Source organism: Acaryochloris sp. 'Moss Beach', from assembly GCF_021497025.1.
GTDB lineage: Bacteria > Cyanobacteriota > Cyanobacteriia > Thermosynechococcales > Thermosynechococcaceae > Acaryochloris > Acaryochloris marina_A.
This window is the reverse complement of the sequence record NZ_CP071717.1, coordinates 1,615,443-1,639,805: the sequence shown is the minus strand read 5'-3', so window position 1 is coordinate 1,639,805 and position 24,363 is coordinate 1,615,443. Positions and strand designations below refer to the sequence as shown.

At 45.4% G+C, this 24,363-nt stretch carries 19 protein-coding genes; 15 read left to right on the top strand and 4 right to left on the bottom strand.

The features are described from left to right. Nucleotides 1-34 precede the first annotated feature (34 nt). The 14 genes from HRE53_RS07545 to HRE53_RS07480 all read left to right on the top strand — a co-directional run bounded on the left by HRE53_RS07545 (nt 35) and on the right by HRE53_RS07480 (nt 14,915). Nucleotides 35-1,543 carry a lipopolysaccharide biosynthesis protein gene (locus tag HRE53_RS07545; protein ID WP_235109787.1) on the top strand — a complete coding sequence of 503 codons (1,509 nt, stop codon included), beginning with the start codon at nt 35-37 and terminating at the stop codon, nt 1,541-1,543. Nucleotides 1,544-1,563: 20 nt separating this feature from the next. Then, complete coding sequence (locus tag HRE53_RS07540; RefSeq protein ID WP_212662890.1) at nt 1,564-2,316, top strand: class I SAM-dependent methyltransferase; 753 nt, start codon at nt 1,564-1,566, stop codon at nt 2,314-2,316. A gap of 9 nt (nt 2,317-2,325) precedes the next feature. Continuing rightward, on the top strand, nt 2,326-2,598 hold the full coding sequence (locus HRE53_RS07535; protein ID WP_235109786.1) for a hypothetical protein: 273 nt from the start codon (nt 2,326-2,328) through the stop codon (nt 2,596-2,598). Further along, nucleotides 2,595-3,185 carry a hypothetical protein gene (locus HRE53_RS07530; RefSeq protein WP_235109785.1) on the top strand — a complete coding sequence of 197 codons (591 nt, stop codon included), beginning with the start codon at nt 2,595-2,597 and terminating at the stop codon, nt 3,183-3,185. Before HRE53_RS07535 ends, HRE53_RS07530 begins: the two co-directional genes overlap by 4 nt. A gap of 203 nt (nt 3,186-3,388) precedes the next feature. Next, nucleotides 3,389-4,354: a glycosyltransferase gene (locus HRE53_RS07525; RefSeq protein WP_396133420.1), complete on the top strand. Its 966-nt coding sequence runs from the start codon at nt 3,389-3,391 to the stop codon at nt 4,352-4,354. A gap of 709 nt (nt 4,355-5,063) precedes the next feature. After that, nucleotides 5,064-5,465 (top strand): hypothetical protein, encoded by a 402-nt coding sequence (locus tag HRE53_RS07520; RefSeq protein WP_235109783.1) that lies wholly within the window; start codon nt 5,064-5,066, stop codon nt 5,463-5,465. Between the two features lie 64 nt (nt 5,466-5,529). Next, complete coding sequence (locus tag HRE53_RS07515) at nt 5,530-6,495, top strand: O-antigen ligase family protein (RefSeq protein ID WP_235109782.1); 966 nt, start codon at nt 5,530-5,532, stop codon at nt 6,493-6,495. Between the two features lie 319 nt (nt 6,496-6,814). Next, on the top strand, nt 6,815-8,224 hold the full coding sequence (locus HRE53_RS07510; RefSeq protein WP_235109781.1) for a hypothetical protein: 1,410 nt from the start codon (nt 6,815-6,817) through the stop codon (nt 8,222-8,224). Between the two features lie 179 nt (nt 8,225-8,403). Further along, nucleotides 8,404-8,949, top strand: coding sequence for a class I SAM-dependent methyltransferase (locus HRE53_RS07505; RefSeq protein WP_235109779.1), 546 nt, complete (start codon nt 8,404-8,406; stop codon nt 8,947-8,949). Between the two features lie 100 nt (nt 8,950-9,049). Continuing rightward, nucleotides 9,050-10,201 (top strand): glycosyltransferase family 4 protein, encoded by a 1,152-nt coding sequence (locus HRE53_RS07500; protein ID WP_235109777.1) that lies wholly within the window; start codon nt 9,050-9,052, stop codon nt 10,199-10,201. Next, nucleotides 10,198-11,346, top strand: coding sequence for a glycosyltransferase family 4 protein (locus tag HRE53_RS07495; protein ID WP_235109775.1), 1,149 nt, complete (start codon nt 10,198-10,200; stop codon nt 11,344-11,346). Before HRE53_RS07500 ends, HRE53_RS07495 begins: the two co-directional genes overlap by 4 nt. A gap of 78 nt (nt 11,347-11,424) precedes the next feature. Beyond that, entirely contained in the window at nt 11,425-12,576 is a 1,152-nt protein-coding gene (locus tag HRE53_RS07490) for a glycosyltransferase family 4 protein (protein ID WP_235109774.1), read from the top strand. Nucleotides 12,577-12,691: 115 nt separating this feature from the next. Continuing rightward, the gene (locus HRE53_RS07485) at nt 12,692-13,624 is read left to right on the top strand and encodes a methyltransferase domain-containing protein (protein ID WP_235109772.1); all 933 of its coding nucleotides are present in this window, start codon (nt 12,692-12,694) and stop codon (nt 13,622-13,624) included. Between the two features lie 61 nt (nt 13,625-13,685). Next, nucleotides 13,686-14,915, top strand: a complete 1,230-nt coding sequence (locus HRE53_RS07480; protein WP_235109770.1) for a nucleotidyltransferase family protein — start codon at nt 13,686-13,688, stop codon at nt 14,913-14,915. Nucleotides 14,916-14,984: 69 nt separating this feature from the next. Here HRE53_RS07480 and HRE53_RS07475 read toward each other — a convergent pair whose 3' ends face one another. The 4 genes from HRE53_RS07475 to HRE53_RS07460 form a co-directional block, all read right to left on the bottom strand. Next, nucleotides 14,985-15,992, bottom strand: a complete 1,008-nt coding sequence (locus HRE53_RS07475; protein ID WP_235109768.1) for an acyltransferase family protein — start codon at nt 15,990-15,992, stop codon at nt 14,985-14,987. A 98-nt stretch (nt 15,993-16,090) separates the two neighbouring features. Then, on the bottom strand, nt 16,091-16,615 hold the full coding sequence (locus HRE53_RS07470) for a hypothetical protein (RefSeq protein WP_235109766.1): 525 nt from the start codon (nt 16,613-16,615) through the stop codon (nt 16,091-16,093). Continuing rightward, nucleotides 16,557-16,940: a hypothetical protein gene (locus HRE53_RS07465; protein WP_235109764.1), complete on the bottom strand. Its 384-nt coding sequence runs from the start codon at nt 16,938-16,940 to the stop codon at nt 16,557-16,559. The genes HRE53_RS07470 and HRE53_RS07465 overlap by 59 nt, the downstream gene beginning before the upstream one ends. Beyond that, entirely contained in the window at nt 16,937-18,487 is a 1,551-nt protein-coding gene (locus tag HRE53_RS07460; protein ID WP_235109762.1) for a cellulase family glycosylhydrolase, read from the bottom strand. Before HRE53_RS07460 ends, HRE53_RS07465 begins: the two co-directional genes overlap by 4 nt. A gap of 979 nt (nt 18,488-19,466) precedes the next feature. Between HRE53_RS07460 and HRE53_RS34780 the strand changes: the two genes are divergently transcribed. Further along, nucleotides 19,467-24,359 carry a G8 domain-containing protein gene (locus HRE53_RS34780; RefSeq protein ID WP_235109760.1) on the top strand — a complete coding sequence of 1,631 codons (4,893 nt, stop codon included), beginning with the start codon at nt 19,467-19,469 and terminating at the stop codon, nt 24,357-24,359. Nucleotides 24,360-24,363: the final 4 nt, after the last annotated feature.

The window sequence follows — 24,363 nt, the reverse complement described above, 5'->3', positions numbered from 1 at the left end:
GTGAGTTTGTCGACCGATCAATCAGGCCGAACCCTTGCGTATTCGAAAGTCTAATCATACTGCAGATGCTTTTTTCAGTACGAAGCATTTGCAAGGAAATTTAAAGCAACGAGCTGTTCGAGGTGGTGCGACCACCATCGCTGCTCAGGGGTTGAAATTTACGTTGACCCTTGTGGCCAATGTCGTGTTGGGGCGTTTCTTAACCCCGAATGACTATGGTTTGGTGGGGATGGTGACCGCAGTCATGGGGTTTGTGACGATCTTCAAAGATCTAGGCCTATCTATGGCGACGGTCCAGAAAGAAGATATCAATCATGAGCAGGTCAGTACGCTGTTCTGGATTAATGTGAGCTTTAGTTTAGGGGTTGCTATTCTTGCCGCTTGCCTCTCGCCCTTGATTGCCGGATTTTATAATGAGCCGAGGTTGACCCTAATTACCATTGCTTTAGCGGGTGGCATTGTCATGGGGGGCTTAGGGGTGCAACATACTGCTCTACTTCAGCGGCAGATGTCTTACAACGCCCTAGCCTTCAATGATGTTTTTGCACAGCTATCTGGTGTGAGTGCGGCCTTCTTGTGTGTGTGGCTAGGGTGGGGCTATTGGTCACTCATCGCCCTGTCTCTAGTCACGATTAGCGTGAATACCCTCGGGATTTGGATTGCTTGTCGCTGGGTGCCGGGTTTACCTCGCTGGAATACCGAGATGCGATCGCTCATGGTCTTCGGTAGCAATATCACCGGCTTCAGCATTGTGAACTACTTGTCTCTCAATTTGGACAACGTATTAATTGGTAAGTTCTGGGGCTCGCAACAATTAGGACTCTATGCCAAAGCCTATCAACTCTTGCTCTTGCCAATTAGCCAAATTAACGCCCCGATTACCAACGTGGCCGTCCCTGTGCTCAGCCGCTTAGTGGATAGTCCTAGTCGATATCGACAAGTCTATCTGCGCATCTTAGAAAAACTGATGTTATTGACCTTGCCAATTATCTTATTTATGATCGCCGCATCGGATTGGCTGATCCAGATTTTGTTAGGCTCACAGTGGCTCGGTGCTAGTGCTATCTTCGCATTGCTGGGCATTTCAGGACTCATGCGGCCCATTGCCAATTCTGTAGGCTGGTTATTTATTACTCAAGATCGAACGGATGATTTATTCCGATGGGGACTTTTGAGCTCTACCATTACCATCTTCTCATTTGGGGTTGGATTGCCCTGGCAGGCCCTGGGCGTGGCCATCTCTTATTCCAGCATCGCCCTATGTATCACGATGCCCTTATTATTCTTTGTGGTCGGGCGACATGGCCCTGTCAAAACGAAAGACTTCTATGTAACCATGGCGCCGCTTGGCTTTTCAACGTTATGCACTATCCTGGCTCTAGGGACGCTACGGTATCTTATTCAGCCTCAGCCTTTCTGGGGATGCTGTCTTGCCTTTTTGGTCACTATCATGAGTTTTTTTACTACCTTAGTGGCTCTACCAAAAGGCAGAAACATCCTATGGGATCTCAAACAATTAATGTCTGATTTAAAAACTGCTTAGTGGAGAGGGGGATAATTCGCATGACCACTGTAACTGATCATCCTATCGACCCTATCAATGAAGATGATCCTCGTCTTAACCCGTCCTGGACCAGCGATCGCTACTATATCTTAATTAAGCTTCGTCAGGCCCTAGAGCAAACGATTAAGAACCATGTCCAGCCCCTGCACCAACAGCATCATGACTTAACCGCGATAGATATGGGCTGTGGCACGATGCCCTATCGTAGTTTATTCACACCAACGGTTCAGCAATATTTGGGTGCTGACTTAGCGAGTAATCCCATGGCAGACTTAGCCATCAACCCAGATACAGGCAGTGTTGACCTCAGTGACAACAGTGTTGATTTAGTGATTTCGACCCAAGTATTGGAGCATGTCGAATCTCCAGCCGCTTATTTAGCTGAAGCCCATCGAGTCTGCAAATCAGATGGCCTATTACTCTTGTCTACCCATGGCTATTGGCCCTATCATCCTATTCCGACGGATTATTGGCGTTGGACTGGAGCAGGACTCCAAAAACTGTTGATGGACTGCCACTGGGAAGTTGTCGAAATAACGGGAGTGTTGGGATTTGCAGCCGCTTCAGCCTGCCTGGTTCAAGATGCGTTAATCCCCAAGATTAGAAGTCCTTTTAAAAGAGTATTTGCTGTATTGATGCAACAAGTCATTCGCTGTTTAGACAGCTCCTATTCACCTGAACAACGTCAAGAAAATTCGGCTGTTTATCTGGTTGTGGCTCGACCACTAGTCAACTCAAGCAAGTCAACATAGGACATCTTAATGACCAACAACGTAGAACAAGTTAGAAGTTACTACAATGAATTTCGCGATACGCGGATGTTGAACTATCGACTGTATGGTAATCCGCGCATAGATAAAGCCGTAGAACTGATTGGGCAATATACCCGACCCGATAGCAAGATCCTGGATATTGGTTGTGGTATCGGACTGGTATCAGAAAAAATTGGAGCCAAGATCAAGACAGGGCATATTTGGGCCTGTGATATTGCAGATAAAAAATATTGCCTATGCCCAGAAAACCGTAATAAATGAAAATATCACTTTTTTTGAAGGTTGATATTATTAATGAATTTAAAAAAGTTGAAGAGAAGATTCAGCAACCCGTCGATTTAGTCTCTATGGTGGATGTGATTGAGCATCTTCCTCCCAACCACTATGAATCGTTTTTCGCCAATTTAGACCGCATTACAACGGGGAACGCTGTCGTTGTTTTAACGTACCCTAGTCCTGAATATCAGAGATATCTACATCAATATAATCCTGATGAGCTGCAAGTCATCGATGAAACGATTGAAATTGGTGATTTAATCCAATGGGCGGCGCATGGAAATTTCAAATTACAGTATTTTAACTACCCGGATTTAGATCGAAAAAACCAGTACGTGCATTGTGTGTTAGCCAAAGACTTAGCTTATGACGAAGTTCCACGCATTAGCTTGAAAGAGAAGGTTAAACGGTATGGGCTTAAAGCAAAAAACAAGCTAATCATGCCAATCCTGAAGTATAAGTACATTAAAAAAGCCATTCAATCAATAGTTATTTATTCTTGCTCATATTTATATGAAAATTGCTTTTTTTGGTTGGAGCTTTTCCATCTATATCAGAAACTTTTATCCTGAATCAGATTACGCATATTATTGATGAAAAACACAGTATAGATATATATGCCAGTCGCCCTCAGAATGTAACGACAGTTCACCCAGATGTTGAAAAATATCAGCTTTTGGACTGCACTCAGTATTATCCCTTGATGCCTTCAAACTACCTCTTGAGAAGTTTGAAGGGGATTCTCCTTTTTTTAAAGGGCTGTTTGACGGATCCTGTGTTGATTTTTCGATCGCTCAATATCTGGCGCTATGGTAAGCAAGCCCTATCGTTTCGATTGCTTTATGCTGTTGTTCCTTTCCTCAAAAACCGTCCCACCTATGATATTGTTCATTGTCATTTTGGACATCTAGGCATCTTAGGCTCACAACTGCAGAAAATTGGCGCTGTTCAGGGTAAGCTGTGCACAACATTTCATGCTTGGGATATCACTGAGTATCTGGAAGAGGCCGGGGTGGATGCTTATCGGCAACTCTTTATCAAAGGTGATCAATTTTTACCGATTAGCCAGTACTGGCAAGAGCGATTAATTGAGCTGGGGTGCCCCGCTCATAAAATTGCAGTTCATCATATGGGCATTGACTGTCAACAGTTTCTGTGGATTGCCAGACAACTCCAGGAGGATGAGCCTGTGCAGATTACAACCGTCGCTCGCTTGGTTGAGAAGAAAGGTGTTGAGTACGGTATTCGTGCGATTGCACAACTCAAAAATTGTTCTTACCCTCTAAAGTACTCCATTGTGGGTGATGGCCCTTTACGTGAATACTTAGAACAACTGATCACGGAACTCGACCTAGACTCTATGGTCGAGTTGTTGGGATGGAAATCACAAGATGAAGTCATTGATGTTTTAAATCAGACTCACTTATTACTGGCTCCCAGTGTGACGGGTCAAAAGGGGGATCAGGAAGGAATCCCAGTGGCGTTGATGGAGGCCATGGCGATGGGATTACCAGTGGTGAGTACCCACTACAGTGGCATCCCAGAATTAGTGGAACATGATGTGTCGGGGTTTCTATTGCCGGAGCGAGACTCGGATGCGATCGCAGAAAAACTCATCTATCTCATCGATCACTCGGAACGTTGGGGCAAGATGGGACAGGCCGGTCGTGCCCATGTCCAATCTCACTTCAACATCAATCAACTCACACAACAGTTAATTAGTATTTACAGCCAGATGTGAGAATACTGTTTAAGACTGATTAAAATTCTCGGTTTTTCTGGTTAGAAATGAGACCAGATGATTCAAGTGATAGGGCTTAACCTATATTTTGTAGATTATTGCATTCTTGTAATGTTTTTTCTAAATAAGACTTAGCATCTTAGTTCTACATCCAAATACCTTTCCCTCCCCAGAAAGCCAATTAAACTGTATTGCTTTTTTAGCTAGTTCTGAGAGAGTTGTTGATCTGTTTATCCAGGCAGTGGGATCTTTACGGGTGAAAAAAAAACGATTGAAAATAAGATCTGTAACCTTTTTCAAGTAAAGCTTTTAAGGAAATGTACTATCTGCGAGATGTAGAGTCTAAATCTGTGCAGAAGCTTTAAAAATGGAATCTTGCTATTTAAAGTATTTGCCTAAATATATCTAACAGCACTGGTGATTTGTGAGATGAATGAGCGCTCATGAGAGTCAGCATATATAATGATTTGGCTAAAATTTTCTCTTGAAAATGTAAAAAAGGTTAGTTTAATTCACTACTTATTGCCTTACTATATTAGGAATTCAGGGCTGACCTACCTATTTCTCGAACGGTAGATAGCTGACGGCAATATTGACCCTATCTTGAATACACCTATCTTATGAAATAAATATATTTGTATTTACAGAAAAAATATATTTAAGCATATATTAAAAGTCAATAAAATAAAAAAATAGATTTTCCTGAGTCATGAATACTCTTAAAGAGTGTCAAAATAATACTGATAAAGAATCTCGAAAAGCATGGATATTGATTATTGCTTTTGTACTATTTCTGGTACTTATTCTCACCATTGGCTTTTCAAGATACTCAATGCAAATAATGCCAGTGACGGCAATTTTGCTAGGAACATACTTATACTTTAAACATCCGGGTATGTATATAGGATTTACATTCTGGATGCACTTTGTTTCGCCAGGAATTCAGCGCTTTATTGATTTTAAAATTAATTCTATTAATCATGGTTATTTGACATTTACTGCTAATTCAGTAACGTTAATTTCTGTATTCACTTTGATACAGTATTCAACTCAGATCCCATATAAGGAATTATCGCCATTTTTTACTCACTTTATCTGCTTCTTTTTATAGCTTATTCATCTCTCTCATTAAAAACCCACCCCAAGACTTCATTCTGATTGAGCAGTTTTCTGCTTTGGTTGGACCAATATTATTTGGACTACATATATACCTAAACTGGAAAAGATATGCGACTTATAAATCAGTTATAGAAACTACAATAATATGGGGATCACTTGTTTTAGGAATATATGGTATCTTCCAGTTCATTTTTGCACCGAGCTGGGATATCCATTGGCTAAACTCAGTAGAAAAGTGGTCCTATGGCTTGCCAGAAGCTTTCGCTATCAGGATTTGGAGTGGAACAACTGATTTCCAAACATTTGCAACGACTATACTGATTGGATTGATGATCCTTCTGTATAGGTTTGACTGGCCATTACGTATTCCTACTTTAAGTTTAACTGGGTTAGGACTGTTGCTTAGTCAAGCAAGGGCTGCATGGCTCTGCTTTTTTATTACCCTGGCAATCTTCTTATTCAGAATTAAGAGCAGGATGAAATTCCGTATATTGGCTATTATTCTGCTTCTAATTATCATGACTTCTGTCTTAATACTCACGAACGATGTTTTATATGACAAGGTTGCTTCTCGACTGTTAAGTCTATTCTCATATGATGATGATATAAGCGTTAATATTCGTAAGGATTTATATAACACTTATTTTGATTCAGCAATATCTCAATTTGTCGGAGTAGGATTGGCTGGCTCTTTAGATTTAGGGGATTTCAATATTGTTGATGCTCCTCTATTTATCTACTTATTTTATTTTGGCTGGATAGGTATTCTCCCTTATGTAGTGGGATTGTTGGCATTAGTCTTGAAGCTCTGTCGTTCAAGTCCGAAAGATTATCTTTCCTTGTTTTCACAGGCCTTTGTTATAGGAACTATTAGCATTATTGCCTTTAATAATGTGCTGATGGCAACCTTAGGATTTTATTTCTGGAGTTTCTTAACCCTTGGCCTAGCATCTCAGAGATATTTTGAGATTGCTGAAACTGCTACTTCACCACATCGGAGACTGCAGGTTATCAAAAACTAAGAATGATGGATGTCACGTGTTTTGCTTTCGATGATTCTTGCGAACTTACTGTGGCACAGCATGAGTCGTGAACTGCATCAATGTCGTGGGTATCAAAGTATGGCGTGAGCGTGTCTGCAAAAGTTGTCCTTCATTGGGCACCCAAGATGCTTAGTGAGTACATTGGTAAAGAGGAATGGGCGATGTTCAGGTCCAATCTCACTTCGATATTCACCAACGCATGCAACCTTTGCTGGCCTAGTATCGTCACCCCTAACTTTCACACTATCTTGACTAGATACTCTATAACTATTAGACATCGGCCTGAATACGCTTATTTATGGATACATTCTCAACTGCTAGCCTTAAACCCAGTCCTTATGAAAAGTATGGATGGTTAGCGATTGGAGGATTAATTGGCCTGCTGATATTCTTCTTTCTCATCGGTGCTGGCCGATTTCTAGTGCTGATTTACCCCGTCTGCGCTCTTGCGGTCGGTATCTACCTCTACCAATATTGTCCCAGACTATATATTGCCTATACATTTTGGCTGTGGTTTCTCAGTAGCCTGATTCGTCGCATCATTGATTTTCAGGCGGGTGAGTATACGATGGGAGGGTTTTACACAACCCCAGAACTGGTTAGCTTAATTGTTTTACCCAACTGTATTAAGAGCTTTCCCAGAGAACTAAAGTCTGTCGGATTGCCTTTTATTCTATGCCTAGGTACGGTGATTTATGGTGTGTTAGTCGGTCTCGCGAATAACCCCATTCGGGACTTTTCAATGGTTGACTTAGCACTTGGATTTATTTGTCCAATTGTATTTGGTTATTATTTATACTCTCACTGGCAAAACTATCCTGAATTATGCCAAGCAATTTACAAAATATTCATTTATGCCGTGATTGTCATGGGCATTTATGGGCTTTATCAATATGTCGTCGCCCCCGACTGGGATCGTTTCTATTTAACTTTTACCGGCATCCAAGCTAGAGGTACCCCTGAACCCTTTGGGATTCGGGTTTGGAGTACCACCTCAGCGGCTCACCAGTTGTCATTTCCCATGGTTACAGGGGTCTTGTTATCCCTTTGCCCACCCCTGGGTTGGACTCAGTATTTAGCGCTTTTATTTGGAGCGATTACCCTTTTAGCTGGCGTGGTTCGAACCGCATGGCTCTGTCTGTTGTTGGTGATGGGCTTGTATATTACGACACTGCGCCCACAGCAGCAGTCTAAGTTGTTTGGTCTACTTACCTTAACCTTTTCGAGCATCCTCATTGTTGTCTTGTCAGTGAGTGAATTGAATGAGCGTATTAGTCAGAGATTTGCAAGTTTTCAGTCTCTAGAAAGTGATGAAGCCCTTAACCTTAGAGCAGAAGCTTTTTCTGACTTATTTGAGAAAATTGTATTTAACCCGGTTGGTAAAGGCTTTGGCTTTTACCTAGAATCCATTAGCAATATTAGTAGTGGAGACGGTACCTTTTTACCCATGCTGTTATGGTTCGGTTTAATTGGCACCATGATCTATTTTGTGGGTGTGTTTATGCTGATTGCCAAAATAGTGACGGTTAAACCACCGAGCCGGGACAATTTTCTCATCGCCATCAAAATTCTTTGTGTGGGCTTATTGCCAATGATGCTGACAGGCCAATATTTTCCAGAAATTCCTGGGTTAATCGTTTGGACATTTCTGAGTCTGGGTATAGCCGCTTATAAGTACTATAAAGTTCACTACATTGTGCAGCAATAATCCTAGGATGTTAATATACTATGCCCATCGTTAAAACTCTTAAAAAGACCTTGTATTTTGGAGTTCAGCATCATTGTCCAATTTGCCAATCCAATGTGCGTCTCTTCAAGCCGATGGGTACAACTCAGGTTCGGTTGAATGCCATCTGTCCTGTCTGTAGTAGCTTGGAAAGACATCGAATGATGTGGCTATTTTTTAGGCAAAAAACGAACTTGTTTGCTGCCAATCTTAAAAAGATGCTGCACATTGCTCCCGAAGAGTGCTTATCAGACAAATTTTCACAATGTGAGTCGATTGACTATTTAACGGCAGATTTGAATAACTCGGCAATGGTCAAAATGGATCTGACCGATATTCAATACCCTGATAACAGTTTTGACATCATCTATTGCTCACACGTTTTGGAACATATTCCAGATGATGCTAAAGCTATGGGCGAGCTATCAAGAGTATTGAAGCCAGAAGGCTGGGCTGTGATTCAAGTTCCCATCTTACGAGAGCAAACCTATGAAGATTGGAGCATCACCGATCCACAGCAACGAGAGCAACATTTTGGCCAAAGTGATCATGTACGTGTCTATGGCTTGGATTATAAAGATCGCTTAGAAAAAGCTGGATTTTGTGTCTCGGTTATGCCGTATTTGCAAGAGTTCAGTTCTGAGGAACGTCAAAGGTTTGGATTTGATATAGAGAAGGATGATATCTATTTTTGTACGTTACATTGACCGTAATTATTTAAATGCCGACTTGGTGAAATATTCTTTGCTTTAGATATCTCTATTTTCAGTGCTAATCTTTTATCTTTTCTAATTACTTAAACAGAGTATGAATATCCTGTTGATTCTCCATGAATATCTTGATCCGAATTCAGGCGCTGCAGGGAGTACCTTAAACCTCAAAGAAAAGTATCAAGAGCTAGGACATCAAGTCTATACATACTCTTTTGATGACCTACCTCCATGGCTATCTATGAGGCTGAAAGATGTCGTCTTTCCTGAGATGACTGCCCTTAAGATTGCTCAAATCCTGAGACAAAATAAGATTGATGTCATTGATGCCTCTACCGGGGATGCTTGGGTGTGGGCACGTTTGCTCCGTCGTCTAACGCCAACCCCTCCCTTATTAGTTACTAGAAGCCATGGTTTAGATCATTTAGAGCATGAAGAACGCCTGCAAGATGCAGCCCTGGGGAACCTGGATCTGAGTTGGAAGTATCCCCTTTACCGGGGCAGCATTCAATTGTGGGAAATCGCTCAGTCGTTAAAATGTGCGGATTTAACCTTCTTTCTGAACCGCGTGGATGCTGAGTATGCAGTGAACCAATTACACGTTAATCCGGAGACCGCTTATGTTTTTCCCAATGGATTACCGAATTATTTTCTGAATTTACCCCTGAAATATCATGAGGATGGACGGATTCGCATAGCTCAGGTTGGAACCTATGTTCAGCGTAAAGGCATAGAGTATAGTACTCCTGCCCTCAATGAGATATTACTGAAATACCCTGAGGTCGAAGTGAGCTTGATTGGGACTGAACTCAATGGTTATGGTGTGCCAGAACAGGTTTATGCTGACTTTGAGCCGCAAGTGCATGATCGCCTCACCGTCATCAGCTATTATCAACACGAAGAATTGCCTGCCCTGCTCAAAGGATTTGATATTAAGTTGTTTCCTACTCTCTCGGAAGGCTTTGGTAAAGTCTTGATTGAAGCGATGGCCTGTGGTTTGGCTCCTGTTACAACGCCGACCCCTGGCCCCTTAGATATTGTTCAAGATGGTCATGACGCTTTGCTCGTTCCGGCGAGAGATAGTCAGGCCATTGTTGAATCCCTCGAACGATTGATCCATAACCGCTCAGAATTAACCCGATTGCAACAAAATGCTTACCAAAAGGCCCAGAACTATAGCTGGTTTACCATCGCTCAACAGCGTTTAGCTGCCTATGAGGCAGCGATCAACAAGCGAGACTCAAAATGAAAACCTTGCAAATTGGTATGGATTGGTTCCCTGATAAGCAAGGAGGGGGGTTAGATCGCTACTACTATGATTTGACTCGATACCTTCCTCAGGCAGGGGTTGATGTTGCGGGTATGGTCACTGGCCCTCCCACTGTGGCTGAGCAAACCTACGATCAGGTCACGGCATTTGCGCCTCGCCAGTCTTCTCTACTCCAAAGATTTTGGGGGGCACGTCAAACTGCTCGCACGCTGCTCCAGCAGGAAGATGTTTCACTATTAGTGTCCCATTTTGCTCTGTACACTGTTCCGATGCTTGACCAGCTCGACCATCGCCCCTTTATTTTCCATTTTCATGGTCCTTGGTCTTTAGAAAGTATTGTGGAAAGCAATAAAAGCCTGGGCTTCCAAGTCAGAAAAGCGATGGAAAGGGCTGTATTTAGCCGTGCTAAGCGTTTTATTGTTTTATCTCAGGCCTTCAAAGATATTCTGCATCGTACCTATGATATTCCTGAGGAGCTGATTCGGATTATTCCTGGAGGGGTAGATACTGATCGGTTTGCAACCTGTGTGTCTCCTGAAGGGGCAAGGGCCGATTTACAATGGCCGCAAGATCGCTTCATTTTGTTTACGGCTCGCAGATTGTCCAAGCGCATGGGCTTAGACAATTTGGTGGAAGCGATGGCGACTGTTTGTCAGCAGTATCCTGAAGTCTTATTAATGATGGCTGGCAAAGGTGAACAAGAGCTTGCTCTAAAAGCACGCATACAGGAATTGGGACTCACTAATCATGTTCAGATGATTGGGTATCTTCCTGATCAAGCCTTGCCGATGGCCTATCGTGCTGCTGATTTAGCCATTCTCCCCACCCTCTCTTTGGAGGGATTCGGGTTAGTGGTTTTAGAGTCCTTGGCAGCGGGCACCCCCATTTTAGGGACTCCTGTTGGCGGGATTCCAGAAATTTTGAGGCCCTTTTGTGAGGATTTAGTGCTGCCGGGATATTCACCTCAACATATTGCGTCAGGCATTCTGGAAGTTTGTTCAGAGAAACGTCATTTACCGAGCCCGCAAGTCTGTGAAGACCATGTGCGTAAAAATTACGACTGGTCTGTTATTGTGCAGCAAATTCAAGGGTCTTACCAGGAGGTTTTGGATGAATACTCATAAGAGGTAATAGGCAAATAACTTTGCTCACTCTGACTAACTTCTCTAAATCTTATTGATATCGTCAAAGTCAAACAGTATATGAAACAGCATCGCATTCTCTTTGTAAATCACGTTGGTGCGCTAGCAGGGGCAGAATATTGCTGTTTGAGTATTGCTGCTGCCTATCGAGCAACGAGCCAGATGTTGCTCTTTGAAGATGGACCGTTTCGTCAGGTTCTGGAAAAGGCTGGGGTGTCGGTTACCGTCGTCAATGCACCGGACTCTCTGTTGTCTATCCGCACATCAAGTGGCTTGGCTTCTCTCAAAGCGATTCCAGCTTTGTGGCAAATGGCCCAGCAGATTGCTAAAGCCTCTCAAGGATTTGACTTCATTTGTGCGAATTCTCAAAAAGCTTTTATTGCTTCTAGCTTGGCAACGCTAATCGGGACGCCTCCGTTAGTTTGGCATTTGCGAGATATCCTGACTGCTAAGCATTTTAGTGGTGTGAATCGCCGTGTAGCCATCACTCTGGCGAATAGCCGGGCTGCTCAAGTGTGGGTTGCATCCCAGGCAACGGCTGATGCCTTTATCGCCGTGGGCGGTCGTCCTGATCTAGTTAAGGTGATGTATGACGGGATTGAATCTGACCGGTTTGATCAAGTGACGCCTGATGCTGCAAATGCTGTTCGCCAAGAATTAGGTCTGGGTGATGTGCCTTTGGTGGGACTCTTTAGCCGATTATCTCCATGGAAAGGTCAACATGTCCTTATTGAAGCGCTGCGATCTTTACCGGATGTACATGGGTTATTGGTGGGAGATGCTTTGTTTGGAGAGCAAGACTATGTTTCTATGATTAAAGAAATGGCGGCTACGGATGACTTAGCGGATCGAATTCATTGGTTGGGATTTCGACAAGATGTCCCGGCTTTGATGAAAGCTTGCGATATTGTCATCCATGCCTCTACTGAGCCTGAACCCTGTGCCAGAATTGCCATTGAAGGACAGCTAGCCCAAAAGCCAGTGATTGCTACAGCGGCAGGCGGCATGTTGGAAGTGATTGCAGATCGACAATCGGGGCGATTAGTACCCCCAGGTAATGCCGATGTATTGGCAGCAGCTATTCGTGAGCTTTTGAATGATCAACAGCTTGCCTCGACTTTAGCTAAACAAGGGATGCAGTCTGCTGCCACTAAGTTTGCCCCCGAGGTTTGCCTCGGTGCCGTTGATCAAGCCCTCACCACTCTGGTTTGAGGTAGGATTTGCAAATTAATTTTGTAGAATTAAATTGGTTTCAGAGCGTTGAGTCTGGTGAAGATACTGCGCGTAATATAAACTCTGCTCACCCCAACATATGTAAATGACAAGTATGGGTTCTCAATTCCGTTTTTCTGACGTTGCTCTATCTTTGCTATGCTGCCCGGTTTGTAAAGGCCACCTGGAGTTGCAGGACCATCATTTGTCTTGTCAGAATCCTGGCTGTCCTTCGATCTTTCCTGTTGTCAATAGTGCTCCCATCCTATTGAATGAAAGCACCAGCATTTTTTCCATTGCAGAATTTGAAGAGGAGGAAGGGACTATTGTTCCGCCAACAGGCAATGGGGTAAAAGCTCGAATCAGTGCTGCACTGCCCAATATTGATGTCAATCCGGTTGCTAAGCAGAACTATAAACAGTTTACGCAGCAGCTTTTGCAATATTCAGACCATCCCAAAGTGTTAGTGATTGGCTGTGGCAATTTGGGACAAGGAATGGAAGCATTGGTCAGCCAATCTAATATTGAACTGATTGAAAGTGATATTTATTTCAGTGAACGGACCCAGTTAATCTGCGATGCTCACGATCTCCCGTTTGCTGATCAGTCTATAGATGGTGTGATTATTCAGGCAGTACTGGAACATGTGGTGGATCCATATCGATGTGTAGCAGAGATGCATCGAGTTCTGAAGCCGAATGGTCTAGTGTATGCTGAAACCCCTTTTATGCAACAAGTGCATATGGGGCGCTATGACTTTACGCGATTTACCCATTTAGGACATCGACGTTTATTTCGTCACTTTCAAGAGGTGGAGAGTGGACCTGTCGGTGGTCCAGGCATGGCTTTGGCCTGGTCCTATCAGTACTTTTTGCTCAGTTTTACAAAACGGAAAGCGTTGCGTAAGCTGATCAAAATTTTTACTAGACTGACATCCTTCTATTTGCAATATTTTGATCGGTATTTAGTTCAACAATCGGGTGTATTTGATGCTGCATCTGGCTATTATTTTATAGGTAAAAAAAGATACTGTTGTCCTATCAGATAGAGAGCTAATTAAACTCTATAAAGGGAATATTTAATCCTAGGATGAGATATTGAAGGACTTAATGACTGCTGTAGGACTTGAGAATAAGGCTGTAATTAGCCCTGAAGTTGAACTCTTGCTGACTTGTTGCCGCACGAAGATTGATCTAGATCAGCAAGCACGAATTCTACATCTTCTGCAGCCTTCGATTGATTGGCATACCCTGGTTCGACTCGCTAATGCCCACGGTGTCCAGACGTTGTTGTATCAATCGGTCAAGTCGATTGGGGCGGATCAGATTCCTATCGCTGTTCTCAAGGATCTAACGGTTTATGCCCAACAGATCTCCATCTTTAATACCATCTTGACTAGAGATTTGCTCAAGATTCTTGATCTTTTGCAGACCCATGATATTCGAGCCTTACCGTTTAAGGGACCGGTGTTAGCAGCATCTGTGTATGGCAGCATCAGCTTAAGACATTTTTGTGATCTAGATATTTTGGTGAGTCCTCAAGACTTTGCTCAAACCATAGAGGTGCTGGTTGCGGAGGGATATCAACTGGCCTATGAGTGGAATTTGCTTGATCAGGATTTGGAGTTAACGCTTCGCAACTCTAAAAGTGAATATCAGTTGATCAAGGATGCCGTATCGATTGATTTACACCAAACCCTTACGGTAGAACGATTTTTGTCTTCTCAATTTACGTTTGATTACCTCTGGGGTAATCGCGAGCCTGTATTGCTTTCAGGACATACTTTCTATAGCTTTGGCTCAGATGATTTATTGATGTATCTCTGCATTCATGGCTCAAAAGATTGTTGGCGAAAACTCAAATGGATCTGTGATTTATCCGAGTGTATCCAACAAACGCCAGGGCGTGATTGGCTGCATTTTTTACAGGGGGCTGCCCAGATGGGATGTGAACGTATGGTTCTGCTGGGATTGTGTCTGACCCAGCAAGTGCTGGGGACCGAGCTGCCAGATGTTGTGCGAGTCAAAATTGATGCGCATCCAGGTTGCTCGCGGCTGGCGCAAGATTTTGCCCAACGACTGTTTGATCAAGAGAATGAGTTAGGAAGAAGCTTTACGCCTCAGAAGTTTATTCGGCACTGGCAGATGACGGAAACGAGACGCGATCGCATTGCCTGTATCCTAGATATTCGCCGCCCTATCCATGGCTTTTGGCTCAAGTGTTTACCGAATGTCAACGATCGTGACTTTCTGGTTTTGCCGAAACCCCTGTATTTTCTCTATTTTCTAATTCGTCCCCTGCGCTTGGGGCTCAAGCATTTGAACGCAGCCAATCCCTAAGAGTCATAACAGGACCGCTCTCTCTATCGTTTCAAGGCTGAGCATGGGGGCTGATGCGAACCGTCAAGATTATGCTTTACGGGCCAACGTAAACAAATAAGGAAAACCGATCCGTTCGAGGCCTTTTACTAAAAGCATGGGCAGCAATAATCCTGCCATGACCCCCAAGACGATATGGACATAAAGATGGGTGACTAGCCCTTTTTGGAGGATAATTCGCGTCGTGGCTGTGGCGATGGTATGGGAGACATAAATCGGGAGAGATGCACTGCCCCACTGTTGGATGAGCGGTATCCATTGCTGTTGGGCGATCAACTTAGCGAGCAAGATGCAACCATACACACCGGTCAAGGCTAGGACTGGATTGGGATCAGGGGTCACTAGAAATTGAAAATAGATGCAAAGGGTGAGGACTACAACACTGCCAATGATGCCTAATCCTAGGGCTTTTGGAGGGCGTGGAGTCGTGAGGAGCGGACGAGCCATGGCTCCCAGCACAAAATAGAGGGAATAGGTTTGGACTCGTAGCCAAGGATCCCAACTCATCCATAGGGGGAAAATCACTGACACACCGTACAGCACACTTGAGGCCAAGAGGATGAGGGGCAAGGGCACCTGCAGCTTTCTTAAGCCATAGAAAATCGTAGAGACCAAAAATAAGGCAAATAAGAACCAGAAGATATCGATAGGGTAATAAAGGGTGGTCCAAAACCCTGTGAAAAATTGAGGCAGGGTCGTTCCTTTGTTTTGGCCCGAAATAATTCTGAGGGCTCCAATAATGGCAGACCAAAGGAAGTAGGGATATAGGATCTTTTGAAATCGATCGATTAGAAAAGTCCTAGGGGATTTGGTGACGGCACGGTCTGCAAATAAACCCGAGAGCAAGAAAAATAAGGGCATATGAAAGGCATAGATCCACTGATCTATTGCCAATAGCTCTTGCTCATAGCCTGCCCCTACAGAATCCACCAGACCTCGCAGGACATGGCCAAGAACGACTAGAAAAATACCGATGCCTTTGGCATAGTCAATCCATTCGATCCGGTGTTGAGGGTGACTTCCTGCTTCCTGGGGCATACCTATCTCAAACCTTCACAATATGTCTATCGATTGATCACCATACCAAAGTTGGCTGGCCGACATAAATTTCCCCTGCGGTCGTCTGTTTCTTGGCATTATCGATGGCCAGCAGAGAATTGAGCTGAATGGGATAGTGAACAATCCCATCTGCTGCACCCCCCCCATACCGTGGCATCCTTGCCATCTAGGGCGAAGGTGATATATCGCCACCCTTTCCAGGTAATAGTTTGGCTCTTGGGTTGGAAGATTTGCCCCGTTTTATCTTGATACCGCAAGGACATTTGATTGCTGCTCCCATCCCCATTAATCCAGAGCCCCAGGGATTGGGGTTGACCTTGAATTTTTAATCGGGATTGGTACTGAGGGGTAGGCAGTAGGTGGAGATATTTCCACCCAGCTTGAAACCGATAGGTAATTTTGAGGACTTTGCGACCCACGGTTGGTGCATACCGAGACGCTGACGGTATCACGGCTAGGGACTGTTGCGATCGCACCTTTGCATCACCTCCAGGAACGGCTTGGAGAGCTTGACCCATCGTATTCGCGCCTAGATTGGCAAAATTAATCACGGCCTTGAACTTCTGAGGTGGGAAGGTATGCTGATTTCCCCCTTCTGTCACCTCTAATCCTGCTTGATAGGTATTTTGAGTCCGACTGGCTTTGAATTTGAGATATTTCTGGGTTTCCCCCAGGGGCAAAACGAATGGGTTGACTCGGAGTGTTCGCCTTTAAGCCTTGGAGGTTGGTCAGGGTTGCCCTCCCATTCAGGGCTGTTCCTGCAGGGTTTTGGAGAACAACCGTTAACTGGTTAGCTCCCATGGGCAACACAGTTGCAGTTAAGGGATTGGTCAGGAGCAGATGGGTGCTTTGAGTGATGGAACCGAGGCCTTGAATCTGCCACTCTAAGCGTAGGGGACGTGACTTGCCCTGACGAGAAGGCGTCACCGTGGTGACGAGGGATCGGGTTTGTCGAGGGGGGAATGGTTGCGGTTTGGGAACCGGTATTCACTTGAATGGGGGGTTGGGAGGGGATTTCTGAGTTGCAGCGGCACGTCAATGGTTTGAGATCCCGGTACTATCTGCTCTAAAGGCAACGTTTCCCAGGCAGCGGCCAGCTGCAGCAGGGCATTCGCCTTAGTGGGGGTGAGATATTGAGGCGCATCGGTTAGAGATAAGGACAAGCCTTGAGCAGTAGCGTTTAATGTTTTGCGATTTTGGCCGAGATAATCAAGAGTACGAAAAGAACCAGCACTGGTTGCAATGATGGCTTTGTGGGGGGATTGAGTCGTCGTCCAGGCCGCAATTTTGACTTGGTTGCCCTGATTAAAGAGCAAGACATAATCATCGGGCCGCCCAACGTCTAGTCGTTTATTGAATTGAAACCCTTCTAGGGTTTGATTCAGGGTTTGGGCGGCCCGATACGCAGGTTTGACCTCATAGGTTGGTCGCTTCTGTTTAGGGTCAGAATAGCCAATGAGTCCATAATTATGCTCTGGATCATCTGCCTTGGGGCCATTATTTTGCCAGTCATACCAGATGGATAAGGGAATCTCATTGGCCAGATTGTTCAACCATTGCCGCCCTAAATATTTGGCCTGGGTCGTCGGATCGATGACTTTGCCTTGTCGCCAGGCGGTTGATGACGGATAGCCCCATTCCCCAGCAATAATGGGGATTTGCTTACCGGGTGGTGCATATTTGGCGATCAACAATCGCAGTTGGCGATAGTCGCGGGCAACGGTTTCAGGTCGAGTGATGCGATAGGGGTGAATGGAGACGGCAGACCAATCTTCTAGTAATCCAGCTTGAAAACAGGCTTCCAAAAATTCCTTGCGACCGGGTTTATTAACGCTACCTGCGAGGGCGGGACCAATAATCACCTCTTGAGGATAGGTGCGATGGATCGCTTTGCCAACGGTTTTGGCCAGCTTGATATAGTCCTGCACATTAGGGCGAGGACTCCAAAAGGGCAGAATATTGGGCTCGTTGTACATTTCCCAGACCACCCCGCGCCCTTGAAAGTGTTTGACGGCAGCAACGGCCCAGCGAGCAAAGGCCTGGCGCCCAGCATCTGTGTGAGGGGAAAATCCACTGTCATATAAGGGGTTGCCATAGTCGAGGATAAAAATGGCACGGAGATTATGGCGCTCTAATTGGTCCAGCAATCGATCATAGGCAGCAAAGTCGTACTGACCTTTTTTGACTTCTGTCCGTAACCACACCAGATCCGCCCGTATCCAACGAATCCCAGAAGCCTCTAACAGCTCCATCTCTCCCGGTTTGGGATCGGTGAAATGGATGGCAACGCCAAAGCCATCAGGCACTTCTACCTGTCTGGAATTGAATTGTGCTGACGTACTACCAATGGAAAAAGAGGCCCACAGGAAAAGGCCAAGGCAAAAACTAATGCACCCTCGTATCCACCTTCGGCGTTTAGTCCAAAACTTATATCTGGCTGGTTGCCTGTCTAGCCATTGCTGACCAAGAGACATATACCGAAGCTCCAAGAGATTAGGGTGAACGCATAATGTGAGCCGATAACAGGGAGATGATGGCCTGCTATTTGAATGAGACTTGCCATCCCTAAATAAGTTTCTCTTCCATGGCCTTAGAGTATCCCTGACCAGTGACCTATCTCTGTTCAAGAAGAGAAGTCTCATCATAGCTTAGTCCTTATAAGCCATGAGATTGTGGGTCTTCATGGTTAATAACCTGCGTTCCCCTATCTCTGCTTTAAAGCTGCTTGCTATCGAGGGGAGATGTTATTGCATCCAACTTAAAATAATCTTTGAAAAAAACGGTATAACTTAAAACGGCTCTACGGAAATAAAAAACCATTGAAATTCCATTAAATTAGAAAATATTTATTGCATATTTGTGATTGATGGATGTCTATATTTTTAAGTGTCTTGTTGTTAATTCAGAGGATAAATATTTTTTATAAATTAGATTTTTGCTGGTTCGTCTAAGTATTTGTATATTTTATGTATACAGAGAAAATATACATCAGACAGGGCTTTTTTTTGTAGGTGCATTGCCCTGTAATGGGTACTATAACTGATATGGGGCTGTTTTTTTAAGATCAATTCTTATCTAATTTAGGCTTAGTTGTAGGTGAGAAACTCACTGAATATTTAGAAGAATATTGAGCTGATATGAAGAGTATTTCATTTTCAGAATCAATGTTTATATCAAGAGTTTTTTTGGCTTATTTCTTGATTTTTTTGAATTTTCTAAGGATTTGTGTTTACCAGGATGCCATGCTTTTATTTATCTGTTCTGAGCTAGTTTGCTCAAAAAATTATTTTCTAAAAATTCAGAATATAGCAACAAATCTAGATAAGTGATCGTGGCTTATCTGGATTTGTTGCAGCAAAACACTTGTTCACTGGTTGCGATCGCAAACGTAATACAACCAGATTTTTGATCACTTTTTGGGGGAGATCTTGCAATTGCAAGATCCAGTTTTCTATGCAAACTCATCAACATACGTCTCATACATCTGGTGCAGCTCATACGCCTGATACTAGCCATACATCTGGTGCAGCTCATACATCTGGTATGGGACATACCATGTCCCATGGCGGTATGGGACTACCCCATGCCGATAACCCAGGTAAACAACATGAGCACATGGGCTTTTTAAAACTCGTCCCCCATTCGCAAGCCACCCATAAAGCCATACGGGATGGCTCATGGTTTGACCCCAACACCTGGGAAGGCGGTCAGATTCCTGGAGATGATGCGAAAGTCTTGATTGCTCAAGGCGTAGAAGTGACCTATGACCAAGAAAGTACGGCTCGCATTGATACCCTACGAGTAGATGGTACCCTCCAATTTTCTTCTGATCAGGATACTCAGTTACTGTTAGATACCTTTGCCGTTTCTCCTGACGGCACATTGTTGATTGGGACGGAAGATAACCCGGTCCAAGCAGATGTCACCACCCGCATCACCTTTACCAGTGATAGTCCCATCGATACCCAGTGGGACCCAAGTCAGCTGAGCCGAGGGTTAATCAGTCATGGTCAAGCCAGAATCTTTGGTGCCGAAAAATTAGATTTTGTCGCCCTTGAACAGGATCCCCTGGCTGGGGACAATGAACTGGTGCTCAAGCTGGATGGCGCGGGTGGCCCCTTGGGATGGAAAGTGGGCGATCAGCTCGTTTTGGGCGGTACGTCTTACAACTGGAGAGGGACCAATGCTGATAACAGCCGTTTTCAAGATGAAGTGCTGACGATTACGGAAATCAACGGTAATCGGGTTCGATTTACGAATAACAATATTTTGACTGGGGATAACTCGGTTCTCCGATTCGATCATAAAAGGCCTGATGGATTACAAGATCAGGTGGATTTGTATATTGCGAATACCACCCGCAATGTGGTGTTTGAGACGGAAAATGCAGACCAAGTTCCGACTCAGCAGCGTGGACACATCATGTTTATGCACAATGCTGATGTTCAGGTACTCAATGCTGGTTTTTATAACTTGGGGCGCTCCGATAAGAATCTAATCGTGGATGATCCTGGCCAGAACGTGGATGGCTCCATCGGCACGGGCACCAACCCCAGAGGTCGGTATGCCCTACATTTCCACCGAACCGGTGCAGGTGATATTAATGGCATACCCGCTGTGGCCCAAGGCAATGCCGTCGTCGGCAGTCCAGGCTGGGGGATTGTGCACCATGACAGTCATGCGGTCCTGGAAGATAATGTCGTGTTTGATGTAGTGGGGGCAGGGATTGTCGCCGAGTCCGGTAATGAAATTGGGACTTGGCGGAACAATCTGACCATCAAAACCACTGGGGATGCCAGTCCAAGCCATGATATTAATCCCTTATCTCCCCGAACCAATCTCTTTGATTTTGGCTTTAATGGGGATGGCTATTGGGTACAAGGGGCTGCTCAGGTCGCCATCATTGACAATATTGCGGTGAGTGCCGCTGGGTCTGCCATCGAACTATTGGGGCTGGATGCGGGGACAGAATCCGTTCGAGATGCTCAAACCGTCGATGTAAGCATCCTGCCTCAGAACTTGCAGGATCTCGCTAAAGGGACTGTAGACGAAAGTACGATTGATGTGGCGGCGGTGCCCCTGCGGCAACTTAGCGGCTTTCAGAGCTATAACTCAACTTCAGGCATTAGCCTTTGGGCCCGCAAGACCAATCAAGATGGCCAGTTAAACATCAGTGTGCCTACCTTTACGGCCCATGATTATCGGTCAGTGATTGATAATTTTGCCCTGTGGAATATCAGGCATAATGGGGTGCTCTTAAGGTATAGCGGTAATGTTGACTTAGTGGATGGTTTAATCCATTCCGCTCAACCGATTGGGACCGGGGTTCATGTCAATGACACCTCTTTGGAGGAGCGATATATCAATCTGCATATTGAAGGCTTTAAGACAGGCATAGCGGTTCCCTACGATGCCGATAGAGACTTTGTCGGGTCTTCGTTACAAGGTAGTACCCTGGTCAATAATGAACAGCATTTTGGCCTAACTCCGCCCCATATTACGATTGAGAATCCAGACTTTCCTTCTTACTTTCAAGTTCAGGGAAATAATACGTTTTCGGAGGTTGCAGGTAACTTAGCCCCCTCCGTCCTCTTTACGAGTCAAGCCATTGGGGGACTCGCAATGGGGTTTGACGCTAGTGCATCTTTTGATTCAGATTCGACTTTTATTGATAACCCTAGCCGGGGGATTGTCAGCTATGCCTGGGATTTTGATGGCGACAATGTGGCGGATCGCTTTGGTCGACAAGCCAGCTATGTCTTTGATCGAGCGGGTTCCCATGACATTACGCTCAAGGTTTGGGATGAGTATGGGGCCACTCGCTCCCTCTCCCAAACCATTGAGGTGACGCCAACCCAATATGTCAACGCGTTTAGCAATGGTGATTTTTCCTTCAATCCAGTCTTTAAAACGGACGGTATCAACCATAGTACGAGTGCCAACTTAGGATGGTACGCAGCTAATGGCGTCTCCTGGGATTCCTCTATTGGCCAAGGGGGTGGCGTCGTCCTGACCCAGGAAGCTGCCAGCCGATCCAATCTAGGACAAATTATCTATGACAGTGCCGTCAGAAGAGGGATGCAAACCCTCAGTCTAGACCTGCGCAACCTAGAAGGCGGCACAGGGGACAATAACGAAATTACGATTAGTTTGTGGGGGGTAAATGGTGAATTTTTCAACAACTCCAATAGCAACCAGGGTCCCTACCAGGCTGGCGCATTACCCATGGAGCGTCAGATCTTAGTCCAACAGACCTTTGGCGGCGATGATTTTGATTGGACCACCCTCTCTTGGGATGTAGATTTGGGCGAGGGCTACCAATTTTTAGTCTTCCAGATCAATACAGTGGGCACCAATGATACGGATGACTGGGTTGCAGTGGATAACATCTTGCTCACCGGCGATGGTTCCGCCAATCCGGGTTCTAGCACTACTCGTATTGAGACCCTTCCCCTGATTTTTAGAGGTACAGCCCTGGACGATAATGGCTCGGGTGGAGCCGTTAATGACAAGCTCTATGGGGGCGAGGGCAATGATACCCTCAAGGGGTTAGCTGGGGATGACTATTTAGCAGGTCATTTAGGTGAGGATCGGCTTGATGGTGGTGATGGCGATGACTTTCTCCATGGCCATGAGGGCGATGATCATTTGTGGGGTGCTGAGGGCGATGATAGTCTCCAAGGCGGCGATGGAGATGACTATCTGGGTGGGAGTTTTGGCAGCGATACGCTCGATGGATATCGCGGCAATGATTTTCTCAGAGGCCACCAAGGAAACGACACCCTATGGGGTGGTGAAGGCCAGGATACCCTTGACGGTGGAGATGGCGACGACAATTTGGGCGGGAGCTTAGGCGATGACCATCTTAATGGTGGGAATGGCAATGACTTTCTCCATGGCCATGAGGGCAATGACCATTTGTGGGGAGCAGAGGGAGACGATAACCTCATTGGTGGAGATGGAGACGATTATCTAGGCGGTAGCTGGGGCAGAGATACCCTAGATGGATACCGTGGGAATGATTCCCTCAACGGTCATCAAGGAGATGACACGTTATGGGGTGGCGAAGGCAAAGACACCTTACACGGAGGCGAAGGCAATGACTCATTAGGGGGGAGTTTAGGCGAAGACAGCCTCGATGGTGGCAATGGCAATGATACCCTCAATGGCCATGAAGGGGATGACCATCTATGGGGAGCCAATGGCGATGATAGCCTCCAAGGTGGCGATGGCAACGACTATCTGGGGGGTAGCTGGGGCAGCGATACCTTAGATGGCTACCGGGGTAATGATTTTCTTAGAGGTCATCAAGGCAATGACACCCTCTGGGGTGGAGAGGGCGAAGATACCCTCGATGGTGGAGAGGGCGAGGACTACTTAGGGGGTAGTTTAGGTAATGATCACCTCAATGGCCATCGGGGCAATGACACCCTCAATGGCCATGAGGGTAATGACACCCTCTGGGGGTCCTATGGTGACGATAATTTAGATGGCGGCGACGGAGATGATTCTCTGAATGGTCATGATGGGAATGACACCCTCTGGGGGGCTGCAGGTAATGATACGCTCCAGGGTCTGGATGGTGATGACTATTTAGGCGGTAGTTTAGGCGAAGATCGACTCGATGGTGGCAGTGGACATGACACCCTCAATGGCCATGAGGGGGATGACCATCTGTGGGGTGCGAATGGCGATGATAATCTCCAAGGTGGAGATGGGAATGACTATCTAGGCGGGAGCTGGGGTGAAGATACTCTGGATGGATACCGTGGCAATGACTTTCTCCGAGGCCATGAAGGCAATGACACCCTATGGGGTGGTGAAGGCAAGGATACCCTCGACGGTGGAGATGGGGATGATTATTTAGGGGGGAGTTTAGGGGATGACCACCTGAACGGTGCCTATGGCGAGGACTCTCTTAGCGGCCATGAGGGCAATGATATTCTCTGGGGTTCCTATGGCAACGACCAATTAAATGGCGGTGACGGAGATGATTCTCTTACCGGTGGCGCTGGGCAAGATTATCTCGTGGGTGGCGGAGGCAGCGATCTCTTTGTTCTCGAGGCGACTGCTGATAATAAGAGCAATATTGCTGATTTTGCTGTGGGTGAAGATGCGATCGCATTCCGTTCCGCCCAGCTCAATACCCTACCCCTGGGTCTGATCTCAGATCAGCAATTCGTCCTGGGAGCTGCAGCAACCACCGCGGAGCATCGATTTATCTACAATCGCACCAATGGTGAGCTGTTCTACGATACGGATGGCAGTGGGGCAGCCCAGCAAATTCTGGTGGGCACCTTGCAAAATAAAGCTGATTTAGGTGCTGGCCAGATCCAGATTGTCTAGCGGC